A 19,674-nucleotide genomic window follows, 5' to 3' on the forward strand; every position below is an offset into this window, starting at 1 on the left:
TTTCATCACCGTAGCTCGCTACGCTTCTGAAATTCGCATTGTAAATCAGTTATTTAAGAAATTTTGAGCTTTGTAATTTTAATCGAACTCAGGTTTATAACAAAGTGAAAAGGTTGACGTACCGCAGGCGTCAACCTTTTTTTTGATCTGTGATGAGAAAGATAGTGAGGGTAACGATTTTATATGTGACAGGATAAGATTTAGCATGTTTACGTAGCAACAAGTTCCCATCGCCTTGGGCATTTCTCCCTGTGGAAAATTCTCCCCCTGGGGAGATACCCGAAGGGAGTGGGGGGATCAAAAAACTACCCGGGAAGTCAGGAATAATTCACGAGGATATGAAAAAATGAACCGAGAGCAGGTCAAATCTCCCGAGTATGTATGAGCTAAGGGTGTGTGTATTACTATATCGAAATTAGCTGTAAAATTTCACAATAATCCCCCATCAGCTTGCAGCCACTTCCCCAAGGGGAAGATTTTAGCAGCATTGATTTTCAGCATTACGCACATCCATGCGCCACATGTGGAGTTTCCGTCTTCGGCTCGTACTAGGGCTTACACGTCTTCCCTAAATGCATGGGCAGCTCGTACTAGGGCTTACACGTCTTCCCCAAATGCTTGGGCGACTCGTACCAGAGCTTGCACGTCTTCCCCAATGCTTGGGTGACTCGTACCAGAGCTTGCACGTCTTCCCCAAATGCATGGGCGGCTCCTACTAGAACTTGCACATCTTCCCTAAATGCATGGGCGACTCGTACTAGAGCTTGCACGTCTTCCCCAAATGCTTGGACGGTTCTTAATGGAGCGTATAAGGCATCAATTGTTGTCTGGTCAGTGTTTGTTGGGGCATGAGCCGATAAAATAAAATGCTCGTGTTGTACTGCACACGCTATTGTATGTGGTGGTAAATAAACAACTACAGAGAACAGTATGGATACAGTAGCTCGACCATTTCAACTCTGAAGCGTTTAAACAGGTAAGTGCCGCACCAATCCCCCATCGGCTTGCAGCCACTTCCCCAAGGGGAAGATTTTAGCAGCATTGATTTTCAGTATAATGCACATCCATGCTCCCCTTGGGGAGCTTCCGCCTTAGGCGGATGAGGGGGAACTGATACAAAAAAGTTAAGGTTCACGGCTTCCTCTCCTTGAGGAGAGGACTGAGGAGAGGTGCTAAACTTTAGTTCTTTCCTCTCCGCGTTCTCCTTTTACTCAGCGGTGAAACACTACAATCGTATCAGCCACTTTGTTGCTTGAAATAAAAACTTATCTTTAGTTCCCCAATAGCTAAATCAAAATCTCATGTTAAAAGGAATATCTCCGCTCATAAGTCCCGAATTACTGGCTGTATTGGCCCGAATGGGGCATGGCGATGAAATAGTTTTTGCCGATGCACATTTCCCGGGCGAAAGCCTCAATGCAAATGTAATAAGAGCGGATGGCTTGCATATTGCAGATTTGTTAGCTGCTATATTGCCATTGTTTGAATTGGATGCCTATGTGTCGGCTCCCATAGTCATGATGGCGCCTGTTGAAGGGGATGACTTGGATCCATCAGTAGAGACAGCTTACCTGGAGGCCATTCATCAAACCAACCCACACGCACCAGCTATTGAACGCATTGAACGATTTGATTTCTATGAACGGGCACGCAATGCTTTTGCTGTTGTGATGACAGGTGAAACTGCCAAGTATGGAAATATCCTCCTTAAAAAAGGCGTCACCCCCGTTTATTAATTTAGATTGTTAGCATTCCAAAACTTCCCTTATGAGTTCATTAACAGCAAAAGTTGTTGAAAAGAAATACATTTTCCCATTTATTCTATTAACGAGCTTGTTTTTCCTGTGGGGCATTGCCAATGACCTGACTAACCCGATGGTATCAGCCTTTAAAAAGGTGATGCCTGAGCTGTCAAACATGGAAGCGGCGCTTGTGCAACTGGCTTTCTATGGAGGCTATGCCACCATGGCCATTCCCGCTTCACTGTTTATTCGTAAGTATTCCTACAAATCTGGTATTCTGGTGGGTTTGGCCTTGTATGCTACGGGGGCTTTTTTGTTTATACCGGCTGCCAAATTCGAAGTATTTGGCTTCTTTCTGGCCTCGCTATATATCCTCACGTTTGGCCTGGCTTTTCTAGAAACCACTTCCAACCCCTATGTGTTGTCAATGGGAGCAGCTGCCACAGCTACACGTCGGCTTAACCTGGCACAAACATTTAATCCTTTAGGGTCATTGTTGGGTATTTTTGGTGCACAAATATTAGTGCTTAAGGCTTTGCGCTCCGATGATTTTAGTACAGATGCCTACAGTGCTTTGCCAGTGGCAGAACAGGCGACAATAAGAAGTAACGACCTGGCAATTATAAGCACACCATATGTTATACTGGGTTTTATTGTATTAACTATTCTGGTGTTAATTGCCATTGTTAAAATGCCTGATAAAACAGATAGGGATAAGCAAACAATTGGGCAGACATACAAGCTGCTGTTCAGCAACCGGCGTTACTATGAGGGCGTGATAGCGCAAATGTTTTACGTAGGGGCGCAAATTATGTGCTGGACATTTATCTATCAGTATGTGGATAACCTGAACGAAAGCCGGATTCCCGAGAATCAGCTGACAGCCACCTGGTACAATATGGCTGCCATGGTGGCTTTCTTTGTTGGGCGTTCAGCCGGCACCTTTTTACTGAAGTATATCAAACCAGCTTTATTGATGCTTGTCTTTGCCATAGCAGGCATTGGCTTTACCCTTGGTGCTATTTTTATTCAGGGCCTGGCAGGTCTTATTTCATTGGTGGGCATATCCATCACCATGTCCATCATGTTTCCTACCATCTATGGACTGGCACTGAAAGGTATGGGCGATGAGGCTAAGCTGGCTTCGGCAGGTCTGGTAATGGCCATTGTGGGTGGCGCTTTATTGCCGCCTCTGCAAGGGCTAATTCTGGATATCGGTGGGCCGGGCTTTAATGATGTATTACTAATAGGAGTGCCTGAGGTTAATTTCTCATATATACTGCCGCTAATATGCCTTTGTATTGTTGCTATTTATAGCTATCGGGCAGCGTATGTTTATAAGTAAGCAGTTTACAAAAGACAGGATATAAAAAAAGCTCCGTATTATGGAGCTTATGAAGTGGTGACTCAGCAGGGATTCGAACCCTGGACCCACGCCTTAAAAGGGCGTTGCTCTACCAGCTGAGCTACTGAGTCATCCTATACCGGATGTATCGGTTTCAAAAAAAGAGACCTTTCGTTTAAAGGTCTAAAAGTGGTGACTCAGCAGGGATTCGAACCCTGGACCCACGCCTTAAAAGGGCGTTGCTCTACCAGCTGAGCTACTGAGTCATCCTTATACCGAATGTATCGGCTTTCATAAAAAAGACCTCTTGTTTTTAGAGGTCTAAAGGTGGTGACTCAGCAGGGATTCGAACCCTGGACCCACGCCTTAAAAGGGCGTTGCTCTACCAGCTGAGCTACTGAGTCATCCTTGTTTTTCTCAATTGCGGTGCAAAGATAGGTGCTTTTCTTTTTATTGCAAATTTTGGGTGTAAAAAAGTTTAAAAAATATTCCAGATAAAGGGCTAAATGGAACGCAACTCAGGCTCTTTTTATTGATTTTCAGATGGTGTAAAAGATGCTTAACTTTATATGAGTTTTTTTGTAAGAATGAAAAGAAAAGCAGCAGTTGCAGGGAGTTTTTATCCAGAGAATCCGGAACAGCTTAAAAAGCAGGTGGAACTTTTTCTGAATGAAGCTCCCAAGCTTGAAGAATTAGGACATATACGGGCTTTGATTGTTCCGCATGCGGGATACGTATATTCCGGAAGTGTGGCAGCTTTTGGATACAAACAGCTTTGTGGTAAAAGCTACGATACCATTTTTCTGATAGGGGCCAGCCACAAAGCCAGCTTTAAAGGAGCAGCCACAACCAGTTGCTCTGCTTTTGAAACGCCCATGGTTGATGTGATAGTCAATCAAAATATTATCAATGATTTAACTAATGCTAGCTCAATTATTTTTTGCGATGATGAGGTGCATCAGGGGGAACATACCCTGGAAGTGCAATTGCCGTTTATTCAACAGGCTTTTGATGGTTTTAAAGGAATTGTGCCCCTCATTATCGGTAACGATGAAAGGGAGTTGCAGAAACTGGCCCGACTGCTAAAACCCTATTGGGTACCTTCAAACCTATTCATTATCAGTACAGATTTTGCGCATTACCCACCTTCGGTTATTGCTGAAAAAGAAGATAAAAATACGGCAGATGCCATATGTACTAATAGCTACCACCATCTGCTTAATTATCTGGAGCAGCAAAGAAAAACCGGGGCAGATAATTTATTAACCGGGCTTTGTGGATGGAGTGCGGTACTTACTTTATTAGCCATAACAGAAGGCTTGTCAGTCAAATACCATCAGCTCGCCTACGAACATTCAGGTATGAAACTTTATAAAGATTCAAGCAGGGTGGTGGGCTATCATGCCATTGCCGTGTGTGATGAAAAGGAGAAAGAAAAAATAAGCCGCCATGAATCGACATATTTACTGGGTGTTGCCCGGGATGCAATTCTCAATCATTTTGGTTTGCCGGGAGATGTTACTGATAAAGTTCAACCTGTAGATACCCAGTCAGCCGGTGTCTTTGTTTCGGTGTATGTCAATGACGAATTGCGGGGATGTATCGGTCGATTCAGTCATGCGCCATTGGAAGAATTAATCAGGGAACAGGCAGTAAATGCGGCTTTTTTCGATTCGCGTTTTGAAGCATTAACACTCGATGAGCTAACAGATCTTACAATTGAAATATCAGTTTTAACACCGATGAGGCTGATTGGCGATATTCAGGAGATTGAAATGGGACGGCATGGGATTTATATAAAGAAAGGTGGGGCTCATGGTACTTTCTTACCACAAGTAGGAGCGCGTAATAACTGGACCGTTGAAGAGTACCTGAGTAGGTGTGCCCGCGATAAAGCCCATATTGGCTGGGATGGGTGGTGTGAGGCAGAGGTTTATACTTATGAAGCAATAATTATATCCGATAAAGATGATTAGCAGACGACAATTTATACAAACAAGCTCATGGGTGATTGGTGGAATGGCTTTATCGCCACTCCTGTATGGCTGCCAGCCCGGGCATGTCGCTTTTGGTTGGGTAACAGATGTGCATTATGCCCAAGCCGTCATGAAGTGGGACCGGTACTTTACAGAAAGCCGGGAGAAACTCTTTGAGGCTATTTTATTGTATAACGAAAAGAAGCTGGATTTTGCCATTGAAACAGGAGACTTTAAAGATGAAGATCCCACACCCGATAAGCAGAGAACGATGGCGTATCTTCGTGCCATTGAAGAGGTGTTCGCCTATTATAAAGGGCCGCGCTATCATGTGCTTGGCAATCATGATGTCGATTCAATTTCTAAGCAGGAGTTTCAGAGCGCTGTGACGAATGCAGGTATTTCGCCAGATAAAACCTACTATACATTTGTGCATAATGATTGGCGTTTTATCGTTTTGGATGCCTGCTTCAGAGGAGACGGAGTGCCTTATGATACTAATAATTTTGATTGGTATGATACAGCCATTCCTCAGCAACAAATCAATTGGCTGGAACAGGAATTAAGTAATAGCTCACAGCCAGTTTGTGTCTTTGTTCATCAACCGCTCGATGGAGAAGGGAAGTTGTATGTGAATAATGCACAGCAGGTGCGACAGGTGCTGGAAGCCAGTAATAAGGTGCTGGCTGTTTTTCAGGGGCATCGTCATGAGGGTGGTTATAACCTGCTTAATGGTATTCATTACATCACTCAAAAGGCCTTAGTGGATTTTTCGGGAATAACTAATAATAGCTATTCCATTGTAAGGCTGACGCCCGACCAACAAATAATTATTCAAGGGTATCGTCGCGCCGCATCCAGGGTTTTGGAATCGGCAGGAGTTAACGAACCTCTGACAACAATGTAGCAATGTATGAAGCCATGTATTACCGGCAGAGTGCTGGCACAGTCATTTGTGAATTGTGTCCGCATATGTGTCAGTTAAAAGAAGGTGAAGTTGGAAAGTGCAGAGTCCGCGTTTGTCAGCAACAGCGATTGTATACCTTGGCTTATGCCAACCCCTGTGCCATTCATGTCGATCCGGTGGAGAAGAAACCATTGTACCATTTTTTACCGGGTACAAAAACATTCTCCATTGCTACAGCCGGATGTAACCTGGCGTGCTTAAACTGCCAGAACAGCAGTATCTCCCAGGTATCACCAGATGATGTACCAGCTAAGCAGCTGTTACCTGAGCAGGTGGTTGAATCTGCTCAATCATATGGGTGTAAGTCCATTTCCTATACCTATACCGATCCTACCGTATATTACGAATATATGCTGGAAACCTCAAAGATTGCCAAGAGAGAAGGATTATTGAATATTATGGTGTCGGCCGGTTATATCAATCCCAGGCCTCTCGATGAGTTACTGAAATACATAGACGGAGCCAATATCGACCTGAAGTGTTTTGATGATGAGCTTTATCAGCGACTGTCTGGCATTCGTCTTAAGCCGGTTTTGAACACATTGCAAGCCATGAAAAAGGCGGGTATATGGTTAGAAATTACCAATCTGGTTATTCCGCAAATGACAGATGATTGGCAGATGATTAGCCAGATGATTGATTGGCTGGTTGACAATGACTTTCAGACTGTGCCCATACACTTTAATAGGTTTGTATCTGCTTATAAATTAGAACATTTGAATGCAACGCCAAAGGAGCTGTTGTTCAAAATAGCTGAATTGGCTCAGGAAAAAGGAATGCAATATGTGTATGTTGGTAATATTGGCCAGAATAGATATCAGAATACATATTGTCCCAATTGTAAAGAGGAAGTGATGAGGCGTAGCTATTACGATACCAAAATGTTACTGAGTGATGAAGGTAACTGTCCCAACTGCCATGCTGTTATCCCGGGTATTTGGCATTAACCATCTATTACCATGCGGCGTTAATTATTTAACTTTTTTGCATCCATTGTTATAAAATGTAAATGAATGTCATGTGATTAGCGTGTGGTATCCTATATTTTTTCATTTTATTGCTTAATGTTTTTACAATGAATGGCCAAGCTCCTTTAAATATGAAAGCAATTTAAATTAAATCTAATTGTGATTGAAAGTTGAAGTGCATTTTATGCCCATAGGGCTTGATATGAGTGAGATTTGTATGCTTAAAAGCTTTATTTTTGTCCTTCTCAAACATTAACCATGCAAGGATTTATTAAACCAAATAGAAAAGTTAGCTACGGTCTTGATTTAAATCGTGTATCAATAGGTCAGGAAATTGTCAGTCATTTTAACATTACCGTTGATGAATCAGTTCACAGCTTATGGAGTGGACTAATGCCAACGTCATCGTATCCCGAGAATAGTCGTGAGTTTGCTGGTATTCTTGGATTTCATGAGATGTTTTTACCTTATGGTTTTTTGCTCAACCTAACCTTGAGTTTGGGAGTAGAGAGTTTTGCACATTCAAGCTTGTTGCACCTCGAAGTCAGGGATGCATTGTATTTAAATCCGGCATTTGCAGGTGATACATTTTCCTGTGTTATTGTCGTTAAAGAAATCAAAGAAACTTCCAACGGAAACCACTCTACAGTTGTTTCGGAACATATATTATCCAATCAAAAGGGAGAGCCTGTGTTTTCTCTTGAGCGTGTGACATTATTCCCCAAGATTAATGTGTTGTCAAGTGAAAACTCTGACTTGGTTGAGCCACATAAGAACCACCATTTCAAGGAAAAGATATTGGCCCGGGTAAGAGGTATAGCCATTGAGAATAAGATTGATGATTTTCATGAGGGCGATTTGCTGCTACACCCCTTTGTTAGACCGGTAGGAAAAAGTGAGAACCTGTTTTGGGCGACTTACTTTAAAAATACACACCCTATCCATTTTAATTATCAGCGCTATAAACCAGGGGAAATAATTATTTCCGGTGGTATTGTACTATCAATGGTATTGGGCATATCGGGGCGCGAGTTTCGTCAATTACTATTGCCTCAGGTTGAACGGGCTTTTCATGTGGTGCCGGTAGTAGCAGAAGATCGTGTTGGCGCTTTTAGCTATGTTAAAGGTTGTGAGCAGATTATGCCTGGTTTTGAGGAGATTGATGTGCGGACTTTTGGATTGCGCAATGTAGATACAGAACTGGAATTGTCAGAGGCTGATTTTCCATTGGAACTGTTCAATGGCTTGGAGCGTCCGGCGGATGTGGAAAAGGTGTTAGAAGAAAAATGTCCGGCCCTGAAGGGGAAAATATGTTGCGTAGCCGATTGGAAAGCACTGCGCAAAGTAGAGTAAGCTGGTTCTCGACTATTATACAATAAATGCCTCAATGATTATTGGGGCATTTTTTATGCAAATAAGTTAAACACTCATAGTGCATAAAGGTTACTCGTCACCGGTAACTAAACAATCATCAACAAATAGGCGTTATTCACAATAGTTTCGTTAACCGCGAAGAAATATTGCGTATAAACATTACGAAGATTGAAACCTTTTGCGTAATTGACGTAAAACGAGTGATTTAAAGTCGAGAAAAGAAAAAAATGAGATATGAGAAATAACTACTTCGTTAAAAAAATGGTATTCCTTGGAGTAATTTGGCTGATGCAAACTGTTCTTTGTGAGGTAACGGCCTTGGATATTACAACGAGTCAGACTGTTTCGGGGCCTTTAGTTTATAATGAGCTGGTTACAGTTGTTGATAATGGCAATCCTAATGATACTGTTATATATATCGTTGGAGGTGATTTTACATGTATGGAGTTAACCGTTGAGGTTAATACTATAATGGTTGTCAAAGGAGATTTGGTTATTGGTGATGTTAATCAGAATAATGTTGATTTTCAAGTGTATGGCACTCTTGTTGTTAGTGGTAGTTTAGATGTCAGGGGTAAAAACTCCCTGGAACTTAATATTGAAACAACAGGTGTTTTAGCGGTTGGAGGCTCATATGACTATACAGGCAAGAATGGTGGTGCTACCGAAGATAATGCAGGTCAGCTTTTTTTAAGTGATCCTGATGATTTCACAGGTTCTGGTAATGGTTCTGGTGATCTTGGTGATTTAATCGAAGCGGGAGTATTACCTCCGGATATAGAAGACACTTTTATTGATAATGTAGATGAAACATTATTTACAACTGCAACATGGAATGGTGGTAGTACACAGTGGGATTTAGATGGTAACTGGACCAATACAGATACACCAACCACGGGAGATAATGTGCTTATAGAATCGGGGAATACTTTTTATCCGCAATTTTGTGCTGGTTCCCAGTATTTCATGTGGAATTTGGAGTTAGAAGCGGGAACTGAATTAATCATTCCTGAAGGTAGTAAAGTTACTGTTTTAGGCGATATTACTATTGGTGCAGGAGCTAATTTAATTGTTGAAAATTCGAATAGCGCTCCAACTTCATTCATCGTTTATGGGGATGTGTTTCAGGGAGATGGTATAACACTGGCAGATATCACTTTTAGATGGACATACAACAGTGGGAATTGGTGGTTTATTGGTCACCCTATTTCCAATGCATTAATGTCCACCAGTTACGATAATATCTTGTTGACCAATGGTGGTACAAACGACTATGTGCTATATGATTATCAGGATCCTGATGTGCTAGCCAAAATATCAAAAACCAATAAGGATTTTTCAGGAGAGAGTTCGATAAAAGGGTACCTGTTTAAGGTGAAAGATGATAACACACTCCTGGAAATGACAGGTCAGGTAAATAATGATGCAGAATATACCAAAGCTTTACAAACTGAATGGCAGATTATAGCTAATCCATATCCAAGCTATTATCAATTGCCATTAGAGGATGCGGCTGATGCTAATGCAGATTTTTACCATACAACAGGGACTGTGTATGTTACAGAATCAACCTCTAATAGCGATAAGACTTATAGTACCTACAATACCTTGACAGGCATCACATCTCCAGTCAATTCTTTGACAAATGGTATTATTGCGCCAGGCCAGGCATTTTATGTGAAAACCAGTACTGCTGGGAATATTAAAATGCGTTCAGCTAATCGTGTTCATGCTGTTGGTACGCAACTGAAATCTGCCACTATACCTAAAGAGACTGATGTGTTGCGGATTAAAATCGAAAATGAAAGTGGTGGTGTAGATGAAGCAGTGTTGGCTTTTCGTTCAAATGGCAATCATGGATTTAGTCGTTTAGATTCAGAACAGCGTTTTACTACCAATAGCTTGTCATATGTTTATTCGGTTGTTGAAGGCAATAAAGCTGTTATAAATGTTTTACCAAGTATAGAAGAAGATTGGCAGCAAGCAATTGGTATTAATTCAAAACAAGGGGTGCATAAAATTTATCTTGAAGGATTAGAAACTCTGACTGAAGAAGTAGAAGTGATATTAGAAGATAAGGATAAGAAAGTATTCACCAATTTGGATGGGCAGACGGTATATGAGTTTTCAACAGATGAAGGAAGTTTTGATGAACGCTTTGTGTTGCATTTAAATATGCCAGCGGTTGCAACTGATATTGATATAGCTGATGGAAAAGCTTATGATGCTAAGGTGTATCTTCAAAATAATAACGAACTGGTGATAGAACATGATTGGGATGAGCCTCAAGTTATAGTAATGATTTATGGCATAAGCGGTGAGTTAGTATTTCAAGAGTATTCTGTGGCCCGTAAAACTGTTAAGCCATTAATTTTGAGTACGGGTATGTATGTTGTAAAGCTGATAGGTCGAGATCGTACATTTGAGCAAAAAGTAATGATTAAGTAAATTAGTTAATAATTATGATGCATTGAGCCTCCGAAACAATTCGGAGGCTTTTTTAATGCCTTTACTTTATAAGTTGATAGTAGGTTTGAGTGAGCATTGGATGTCTCTTAAGTTAGTTTAAGAGCTAATTTATGTAGAGTATTGTAATTACAGTCCTGAAATGCTTGAATAGTAATTCAGTAGGGCAAATAATTCATCAAAATTATATAGACGATGAAAAAAATGAGTATTACCATAAGTGTCTGTATAATAGAAGTTAGTGGGTGATTGATGCAGAAGGTGAGTGTTGGACTATTATTCTATTTGCGTTAACTCAGTAATAGAATACGGAATAATTGTACTTTTGCAGTTAAATAGTTGACATTGGAGAATTGTGGAGGCTATATTGTTGAGGCAAATAAAATAAGATAAACCCATAAATATGATTAGTAAATCGAGCATTCGGATTTTCTTGTTAATCCTTTTGGTTGGATTGATGCATTCTGTAAATGCACAACAAACATGGTATACGTTAGCAAGTGGTGACTGGGATAACCCTGATATCTGGACCCTGGACCCTGCAGGTGCTGTGCCGGTTGGCAGTGCCGTGCCTGCAGCGGGAGATAATGTAGTTATCTTAACAGGTAAAACTGTTGTTGTACCAGATGGTATTATACCTTATGATGCTGCTAGCAATGGTGGTGTAGCTAGAAATGTAACAATGACACTCGGAAGTGTGAAAGTTTCTGGTCAGCTGGATTTACGAGAATCGGGTGGCCATTCTTTTGCGCAACTCAAAGGTAACGGTCGTTTGTTAATGGCTGCAGATAATTATCCGACTGTGACCGATGATTCCTATTTCGTTGCAGAAGGTGGAGATGAGGGTACGGCCGTATATTATGGTGATTCAAACTTCAATATTCAAACTGCTTCCACGTTCTATAATCTGGAGATAAATCTAAATAGTGGTAATGAAGTTACTCTGAGTGATAATTATCTTTTAAACGGTGACCTGCTAATTAAGAGTGGTCAGGTACGTTTAGGAGAAGCATCAAGTGTTCGGTACACTGTGACAATAAAAGGTGATGTGACCATACAGGCTGATGGTGAATTAACTGTCAGGACTGGTGATTCATTTGGTGACACAGAATCAGACTATCACCAAATTATCTGTTATGGTAATATTGTTAACGCTGGTATAATTAATTTGACTACCCAGAATCAACCGGATTATAATACGCGATTAACAGGTAATGGAGTTGCTGCAGCAGTCTTAACAATGGCAGGTTCTTCGGATGCCAACTTTACTTGTAATGGAGTTACTAATTTATATCGCTTAATTCTGGATAAGGGATTTGACCAGTCATACAAATTAAATCTTTCAGCATCTTCAGAAGGTAATTTTAGGTTATACGGTTGTAATAATCAAAATGGCGTGGATACCAAAGCATTATATCTTAAAAATGGTACGCTTGTACTTACTGGTTCAGTTTTCATTCCAACACTAACAGAAGGTGGTTCAGACTTTTTTATAGGAGCCACTTCTGGCTTGCACATAAATGGTGCTGGTGTTAAAGTTTATAGTACAGCCCGCTCCGATGCAGAGACAGCAGTTGGAGGCGTTACAGGAACCGGAGTTGATGGTGCTGCATCGGGTTCAAAGTCTTTTTCGGTTTTGGGTAAGTTTATGATTTCTGCGGGTCTTTTTGAGACAAAAACTCATGGTTTTGTGGCATGGGACTCTGGTAATGCTAGTGTAATAATCCAGGGAGGAACAGTTATTACTCCAGGATTTAGAAGTGCTGGAGGCCAAACCGGTAAATGGAGTTATAACCAGTCTGGTGGATTAGTGCAGCTCTACGGTGATATTAATAGTGATTTATCTGGTAGTGGTTCGCCTACTTTTCACATTAAAGGAAGCGAAAATGTGTTTATGATGAGTGGTGGTACCATTGAATTGTTTGATGCAGCTACCCCATCGCAGCTAGCAATAGGCATTGAGTCGGGAGAAGGCAACTATGGGGTGACAGGTGGAACTATCATTATTAATCGTTCTGCATCGGCAGGGTCGACTTTTAATGTATCAAGTACAGCTCCATTGTACAATTTGGAGATAAATAGTGCAAACACGCAAAGTATAAATCTTAACACGTCTATAACCGTTAAGAATAATCTAACCATTGGAAGCGCCAATTCTACTTTAAGTACGGCTAATAATCTGCTTGAGATAGGAGGAGACTTAACGAATAATGGATCATATAGTACGGGTAGTAATCATGTTACAAGGTTTATAGGCCAGAATCCGTCAACTGTTAATGGTGGAACAGTAACCTTTGACCATCTAGAATTGAATAAAAATAGTGAGGCTACTGCAGTTACTTTGGGAACAGGAACCATATCTATAACAAAAGATTTAACCATCAACAAAGGAACACTGGATGTAGGAACTAGTGATCGTAATTTAGGTGGTAGTATTGATATCTCATATGGTTCAATTGTTGGTTCTAATGCTTTGATCCTAAATAGTACAGCGTCGCAACAAACACTTAAAGGAAAAGTGGGTCAAACTATTAGTTTTGGTAACCTAAAACTGAATAACACCTATGGTACAACACCTCAAATTAAGTTGTTGAGTGATGTGGATGCAACTACTGTTGAGTTTCTGGTAAATAATGTGTTTGACCTGGGTGCATATAATCTTAATATTTCATCCAGCTATTACAGTTCTGGAGGAAGTTGGGGAACATCACGAATGTTTGCAACAGATGGAAGAGCATCAAACGGCGGATTGACTTTACCAATTCTTCTATCAGGGGGGTATGGTAGTGGAACTGAAGTGCAGTTTTTTCCAATTGGTTTTTTAGATCCTTCGGATAGTGACGCCCCATATTTAACAGAGGTATATATTGATGCGGCAAACAATCCTGTTGATAATGGAAGTTTGACGATAAGATATAATAAAGGAAATCATCCGACAGTTGATGATCCATCTCTTGTGGAAGCATTTTATTGGAGAGTCGAAAAAGCAGGATTAGAAAGTGTTAGTGCTGCTGATTTGCGTTATGTTTTTTCTCAAAACAAAACGCTTTCAACTACCGGAAGTAGAAGAGGGATGGTATTTCAGACAGATAATACCTGGCTTGGTGGCAATGCAACCCTATCGAATGGTAATCGTGATATACAGTTCAATTTCGGAACTCCATTAGAGAAAGAATACTCTTGGGGGAGACAAAATGGGTTTAACAATGTAGAAACATTATATAGTAAAGTTTCTGGACCGTTTAATAGTTCATCAACTTGGACATTAAGTCCAACGCATAGTGGAGCTGATGCTACTCCTCGATCCTATTATATGTACGTAATTGGTGGCTTGGGTGCAGAAAATCATAAAGTCTATATTAATGACGGTTCAGATGCTTCTCAGGTTTATATTAAAGGAAAGACGGAAACGAATATTGGTATTGGAGATGATAATATTGAACCTCCTACTTTAGAAATTACGAATAGTGCAGAAGGCCCTTTAACTCTTGATTTTTTTGGTAATCCTGATGGAGGCAATGATTTATCTTTTATTAGAGGAAAAGGACGTTTCTTAATTCATGATGAAACAAAAATGCCAACGGTTGATTTTACAGAGTTTATGTCTAATGATGAGGCTATTTTTGAATATTCTGGTACTGGTAACTATACGTTACCAACCTCAACTTATTCATATTGGTTAGGCTTTATTCCAATTCCAATTTCAGAGATTAGTAGTTATCCAAATTTACATATAACTAATAGTGGAGATAAAACTGCAGGTAATATAGATTTGGTTATCAACGGTAACCTTTTTGTAGATGATGCCACATTCAATATAAGTAGCAGTGGTAATGGAGATGTAACTGTGTTTGGAGATGTAATTATTAATACTGGTACATTGAGTTTACCAGCTAGTCAGTCCCGAACAATGGACATTGATGGGGACATAACGGTTAATGGTGCAGGTACATTAAATGTGGCAACAGGAACAACCGTTGAGCATCAAATCAACCTTAATGGGAATATTTCCCAGGGAAGCGGAACTATTGAATTGGCGGAGTCAGGTGGAGCCATCATTAGTTTTGAAGGAACACAAACCGCAACATTCTCCAAAACAAGTGGTACTAGTGAATTCTACAAGCTGGAAATAAATAAGCCTGTAGGTCAGAAAGTGGATTTTCAAGCAGGATTTACACTGCCAACGGATGCTAGTGGACCAATTAAGAATCTGGTGTTAACATCAGGTGAATGTCATTTAAATAGTAGTGCAATCAATATCAACTTATCTACTGGAGGTAATGATTTCCGGATTCCATCCGGTACTATTTTAAATGTTGACAGAGCTACTGTTAATGTTGGCGGTTCCGCATCCAATACAGGAATCTGGTTAGATGGTTCTTTGATAATAAATAATTCTGGAATTGTAAATTGTGCGCAAGGTTCTAATGGTTTTACCGACAACTATATTGAATATTCATCTTCAGGTGATGCCAGTATTACCCTTAATGGAACGGCACAGTTAAGTGTAGGTTCGCAACTACGCCGTTCATTAAATACAGATGTAGGTGTGCTTACATTTAATCAGGCAGGTGCGGCGAGTGCTGTTAAGGTGGGTGTGAATGCAGCCGGAGCAACTTCGCGTGGATTATTCGAAATTACAGGAGCTGGAAGTTCATTTACACAGGCTGCTAATTCTAAACTCACAATCATTAGGGGCCATGGTGCCACTAATAAGGCACTCTTATTTGACCCGGAGTCGGTAAACATTGGTTCTGGAGCAGGCTTTATAATTGGTGATAATACAACACCGGCAGGGCAAATTATGGCTATTTATGCAGGTAGCGAACTGGGAGACTTAACCATTGAAGGAACCAATGCCCCTAGCGCAGTTCTAAATGTGGTGCCAGCTACTATCAATGGTAATCTGGCAATTAATTCTGGTGAATTTGATGCTAATGGCTTAGATGTAATTTTAAAAGGTAATTTGTTTAAAGATGCTGCTGCGACCTATAATCCCAATAATAATACAACCTATTTCGAAGGTGTGGACCAAACAATAACTGGTGACTTAACCTTTGCAAATCTTATCAGGCAGACAGGAACCGGAGCACTTACATTAGATGCTTCATCACCTGTTTTGGTAACAGGTAATATGGAATTACTAAGTGGTACCCTTAATACCGGAGACAATGACCTGACCTTGTATGGAGATTTGTTTAATGAGGTGACCACAACAGGTACGGGAGGACAAGGTATAATTATGGCTGGTTCTGATATACAAGAATTAGGTGGGACAGGACAATATTATCGATTAACCATCAATAATGCTAATGGTGTAGCATTACCTACCCAGTCCGGCGCTTTAACATTTACGAATCAATTACGACTTGTAGATGGTGTTTTTGATATTGGTAGGAACTTGCTTATTTTCAATAATGGTGCATCAATTGAGCCTGTTAATCCGTTTTCCAGCTCAAACATGATCCAAACAAACTTATCATTTACCGATAATGGAATCAAAAAATATTTCCCTGTTATTTCAGCTGCTGAATCATTTACATATCCTATTGGTTCTCTGGGTAAATATACGCCAGTAATATTTGATATCACAACGAATGGAGGAAGCACCGGAGCAATTCGTGTTAAAGCTGCTGATGAACCGCATATTTCAATTCCTTTGGCCGATCAGGCTAATGTGCTTCAGTATAACTGGACATTAGATGCAGAAGGTATTCAGGGATTTAGTGGATTGGCGAGGATGTATTCAAATGATGGAGATGCTTTGGGTGATACATCACAATACATTACGGCTCGTATCTTACTAGGTAGTACTGATTGGAATAAATTTACAACAGATGAGTTTCAGGGAAAAGCAAATGCTGATGATATCTCTCTGTTCTACTTTTCTAATACTGATGATGCTGGTATTGATGGTGATTATACCGCCGGTGTTTCATCGTCTATTCCAGATCAAGTACCGTCTTATACTACCGTAGTAGATGGCAACTATTCAGATGTTTCAACATGGGCAACATACGATCCAGATACGGGTGCAACAGGAGCTGCAGGTGTAGGTATACCAGCGGGAGGCCCTCGCGGTAGTCTTATTTATATTAATCACTACTTGTCATTCCCTGATAACTTTGAGGCAGCCTACAGGACATTTATCAATGCTACTGGTACAGCAAATATTGGAAGTTCATTTGGTCACCGTCTTGGGGATGTATATGGCGTTGGTAAAGTGAGGGTTGAAAGAGGGGATTTGCCTGCTGGTGCATACGATGAGTTCTTCTCTGAAACTGGAGGTACTTTAGAATATAGCGGAACAGGTGATTATGATATCTTAAGTGAGTTGCCATTATTAAATAATCTGGTGTTAAGTGGTTCGGGAGAAAGACGGTTGCCTAACGTTAACGTGCAGCTTTATGGCGACTGGACAATTGACGGCCCTGATGTAATTAATACCCATAATAGTAATTTATATTTAAAAGGTGATTTGAGCTTTGCCGCAGGAACGTTTGATGCAGGAATCGGCACTTCAACACTCGGATTTAATGGAATAGTTAATCAATATGTAAATGGGGCATTAAGTTTTACTTCTGCTGGAGGGGGAGCTCTATACAGCCTGGAAGTTAATAATCCGGTTGGAATCCAGGTATCCAATGATCTGGAAGTTGACAAGTTGCTGTTATTAACAGATGGAATTATTGTGGTTGATGCCTCTTCAGCTTTGAAACTGACTGATTCAGATGAAAATGCCGTAGTGGGGGCAAGTGCTTCTTCATACGTTGATGGCTTGTTAAAGAAGGAGATACTATCAGGGGGTAATTTTGATTTCCCGGTTGGAAATGCCTCAAGGTATGGAAATATTGAAGTAACAGTTGATGGTACTTCAGGTGGAGAGTGGAGTGTTAGGTATTATAATACAAATCCTTCGAGTGTTTCACGGTCACCGGAGAGCTTTGTTGCACCTGTGGAGTATGTGAGCCATAACGAATTTTGGCATATTACAGCTCCTAATACCTCTGCTCAAGCAAACTTGTTATTAAGATGGGATAGTGGAAGTGGTGTAACACCTGATAATGATTTTAGAGTTGTTAAGTGGAATGCAACAGCCTGGGAGGAAGTTAACATTGGTACTAAATCAGGAACCACTGCAAGTGGAACGGTTAACCTCAGTACTGATCTGTTGTTCAGTTCATCGGAACATTATCTTACATTTGGTTCAATTATAATACCTGCATTCGATTGGGAAGGCGGATTATCAGGGGATTGGTTTGATCCATTAAACTGGAGTGATAGCCAGGTGCCTGTGGCTAGTTCTAATGTAACCATTACCAATACAGGTACAGCACCATTTGTAAAGAATACCAGTGAAGTGGCTCAGGTGAATGATTTAACGATTAATCATACTGGTGGTTTAACCATACAGCCTGGTGCTCAGATGACTGTTAATGGAACATTGATAACCAATGATCAGTTATTTGTTGAAAATACAAATACCCAGCCAGCTTCTTTAATTACGCATGGAAATGTTACAGGCGATGTATCATTTAAATGGACCTACGATAATCTGCGTTGGTGGTTTATCGCGCATCCAATAGCCAATCCGGTAATGGCCAGTTATGATGCTATTATTGCGCCAAATGACTATGTAATGTATGAGTATCTGGATGGTGGAATAAACCGTATCTCTAAAACAGCTTACAATTTCACTGCCCAAGACGAAATTAAAGGGTATATGTTTAAGGTTAAGGAGGCTGGAGCTGAAGTGATGCACACAGGAACCATTAATGCTGCCTCAAGTTACTCAACATCATTATTAACAGATTGGCAGATCATAGGTAATCCATATCCTTCTTACTATCAATTGCCTAAGGAAACGGGAGTAACAGCTGATTTTGCTAACACAACAGGTACAGTTTATGTAACGGTTTCAACACGCAATAGTGATAAAACATTTGAGACATATAATACCTTGACAGGATTAAGTTCTCCGGAAACATTTACGGGAGTTATTGCTCCGAGTCAGGCCTTTTATGTACAAACAGAACCCTTACAAACAGGGCAGGTGACTATGCGTGCCAGTAATCGCATTCATGATGTTAACAAAGTATCTTTAAAATCAACAGTTAAGGAGCTTGATGTATTAAGAGTTAAATTAAGTAATGGTGAGTTAACGGATGAAGCAGTAATTGCTTTGCGCGATAATGGTGATATTGGTTTATCCCGACTCGATTCGAAGCAACGCTTTGTTAGTGATAATAGCTTGTCCTATATCTATTCAGTGATTGACCAAATACCAGTAGTAATAAATGTGTTGCCTCAAAGTATGGTTGATAAACAGGTAACATTGGGTATTAAACCTAAGTATAAAGCCAATCATACAATTCACATTGATGGTTTGAATTCTTTGGTTGAGGACTATCAACTCTTCCTGGAAGATAAAAAGGAACAGGTGACTGTGGAGATGACTGCTAATTCGGAATACACCTTTGAAGCTGATCCGGCTGATAAAGAAGAACGCTTTGTGTTGCGCTTTAAAGAGCCAAAAACAGAATTGCCAACGGATATTGGCGAGGGGACAGGAGAAGCCAAGGAAGGTGTTAAAGCTTACATTCAGAATGGAACAACATTAGTTGTTGAATGTGAATGGAAAGAAGAACTTAAGCAAGTTATGCTATATACGATTAGCGGGCGATTAGTTGTTTCTGAAGAGTTTAGAAACGAGCGTTTCAATAAGCAGATGTCTATCAAGCCTGGTGTATACCTGCTAAAGGTTATTGGTCAGGATAAGGCCTACGAGCAAAAGCTCTTTGTAGACTAAGTGTCGCACCATAACGTTATAATACAT

General features: G+C 40.4%; 8 protein-coding genes and 3 tRNA genes. 8 read left to right on the forward strand and 3 right to left on the reverse strand.

Features of this window, described 5'->3' with window-relative positions:
- Nucleotides 1-1,301: 1,301 nt before the first annotated feature.
- Both fucU and fucP read left to right on the forward strand, forming a co-directional pair.
- Complete coding sequence (gene fucU / locus KDU71_RS14990) at nucleotides 1,302-1,736, forward strand: L-fucose mutarotase (protein ID WP_212191908.1); 435 nt, start codon at nucleotides 1,302-1,304, stop codon at nucleotides 1,734-1,736.
- 31 nt (nucleotides 1,737-1,767) lie between these two features.
- Entirely contained in the window at nucleotides 1,768-3,087 is a 1,320-nt protein-coding gene (gene fucP, locus KDU71_RS14995; protein WP_212191909.1) for an L-fucose:H+ symporter permease, read from the forward strand.
- Between the two features lie 55 nt (nucleotides 3,088-3,142).
- Here fucP and KDU71_RS15000 read toward each other — a convergent pair.
- The 3 genes from KDU71_RS15000 to KDU71_RS15010 form a co-directional block, all read right to left on the reverse strand.
- Nucleotides 3,143-3,218, reverse strand: a tRNA-Lys gene (locus KDU71_RS15000).
- 59 nt (nucleotides 3,219-3,277) lie between these two features.
- Nucleotides 3,278-3,353, reverse strand: a tRNA-Lys gene (locus tag KDU71_RS15005).
- Between the two features lie 62 nt (nucleotides 3,354-3,415).
- Nucleotides 3,416-3,491: transfer RNA gene (locus tag KDU71_RS15010), tRNA-Lys, on the reverse strand.
- 183 nt (nucleotides 3,492-3,674) lie between these two features.
- On the opposite strand from KDU71_RS15010, the gene amrB reads away from it, so the two are divergent.
- From amrB to KDU71_RS15040, 6 genes are all read left to right on the forward strand, one after another.
- Nucleotides 3,675-5,063, forward strand: a complete 1,389-nt coding sequence (gene amrB, locus KDU71_RS15015; RefSeq protein WP_212191910.1) for an AmmeMemoRadiSam system protein B — start codon at nucleotides 3,675-3,677, stop codon at nucleotides 5,061-5,063.
- A complete protein-coding gene (locus tag KDU71_RS15020; RefSeq protein WP_212191911.1) occupies nucleotides 5,056-5,970 on the forward strand; it encodes a metallophosphoesterase in 915 nt (304 codons plus the stop codon). Before amrB ends, KDU71_RS15020 begins: the two co-directional genes overlap by 8 nt.
- Nucleotides 5,971-5,972: 2 nt before the next feature.
- The gene (gene amrS / locus KDU71_RS15025) at nucleotides 5,973-6,977 is read left to right on the forward strand and encodes an AmmeMemoRadiSam system radical SAM enzyme (RefSeq protein ID WP_212191912.1); all 1,005 of its coding nucleotides are present in this window, start codon (nucleotides 5,973-5,975) and stop codon (nucleotides 6,975-6,977) included.
- A gap of 279 nt (nucleotides 6,978-7,256) precedes the next feature.
- Nucleotides 7,257-8,351, forward strand: a complete 1,095-nt coding sequence (locus KDU71_RS15030; RefSeq protein WP_212191913.1) for an FAS1-like dehydratase domain-containing protein — start codon at nucleotides 7,257-7,259, stop codon at nucleotides 8,349-8,351.
- Nucleotides 8,352-8,606: 255 nt separating this feature from the next.
- Nucleotides 8,607-10,820 carry a T9SS type A sorting domain-containing protein gene (locus KDU71_RS15035; protein WP_212191914.1) on the forward strand — a complete coding sequence of 738 codons (2,214 nt, stop codon included), beginning with the start codon at nucleotides 8,607-8,609 and terminating at the stop codon, nucleotides 10,818-10,820.
- A gap of 421 nt (nucleotides 10,821-11,241) precedes the next feature.
- On the forward strand, nucleotides 11,242-19,647 hold the full coding sequence (locus tag KDU71_RS15040) for a T9SS type A sorting domain-containing protein (protein WP_212191915.1): 8,406 nt from the start codon (nucleotides 11,242-11,244) through the stop codon (nucleotides 19,645-19,647).
- The last annotated feature ends 27 nt before the right edge of the window (nucleotides 19,648-19,674 follow it).

It is taken from the genome of Carboxylicivirga sediminis, from assembly GCF_018156225.1.
Lineage (GTDB): Bacteria > Bacteroidota > Bacteroidia > Bacteroidales > Marinilabiliaceae > Carboxylicivirga > Carboxylicivirga sediminis.

What these genes read in the sequence shown, in the direction of transcription:
- KDU71_RS15020 (WP_212191911.1), top strand. Translation starts at nt 5,056, where the DNA reads ATGATTAGCAGACGACAATTTATACAAACAAGCTCATGGGTGATTGGT.
- amrB (WP_212191910.1), top strand. Translation starts at nt 3,675, where the DNA reads ATGAAAAGAAAAGCAGCAGTTGCAGGGAGTTTTTATCCAGAGAATCCG.
- KDU71_RS15040 (WP_212191915.1), top strand. Translation starts at nt 11,242, where the DNA reads ATGATTAGTAAATCGAGCATTCGGATTTTCTTGTTAATCCTTTTGGTT.
- KDU71_RS15035 (WP_212191914.1), top strand. Translation starts at nt 8,607, where the DNA reads ATGAGAAATAACTACTTCGTTAAAAAAATGGTATTCCTTGGAGTAATT.
- fucP (WP_212191909.1), top strand. Translation starts at nt 1,768, where the DNA reads ATGAGTTCATTAACAGCAAAAGTTGTTGAAAAGAAATACATTTTCCCA.
- amrS (WP_212191912.1), top strand. Translation starts at nt 5,973, where the DNA reads ATGTATGAAGCCATGTATTACCGGCAGAGTGCTGGCACAGTCATTTGT.
- KDU71_RS15030 (WP_212191913.1), top strand. Translation starts at nt 7,257, where the DNA reads ATGCAAGGATTTATTAAACCAAATAGAAAAGTTAGCTACGGTCTTGAT.
- fucU (WP_212191908.1), top strand. Translation starts at nt 1,302, where the DNA reads ATGTTAAAAGGAATATCTCCGCTCATAAGTCCCGAATTACTGGCTGTA.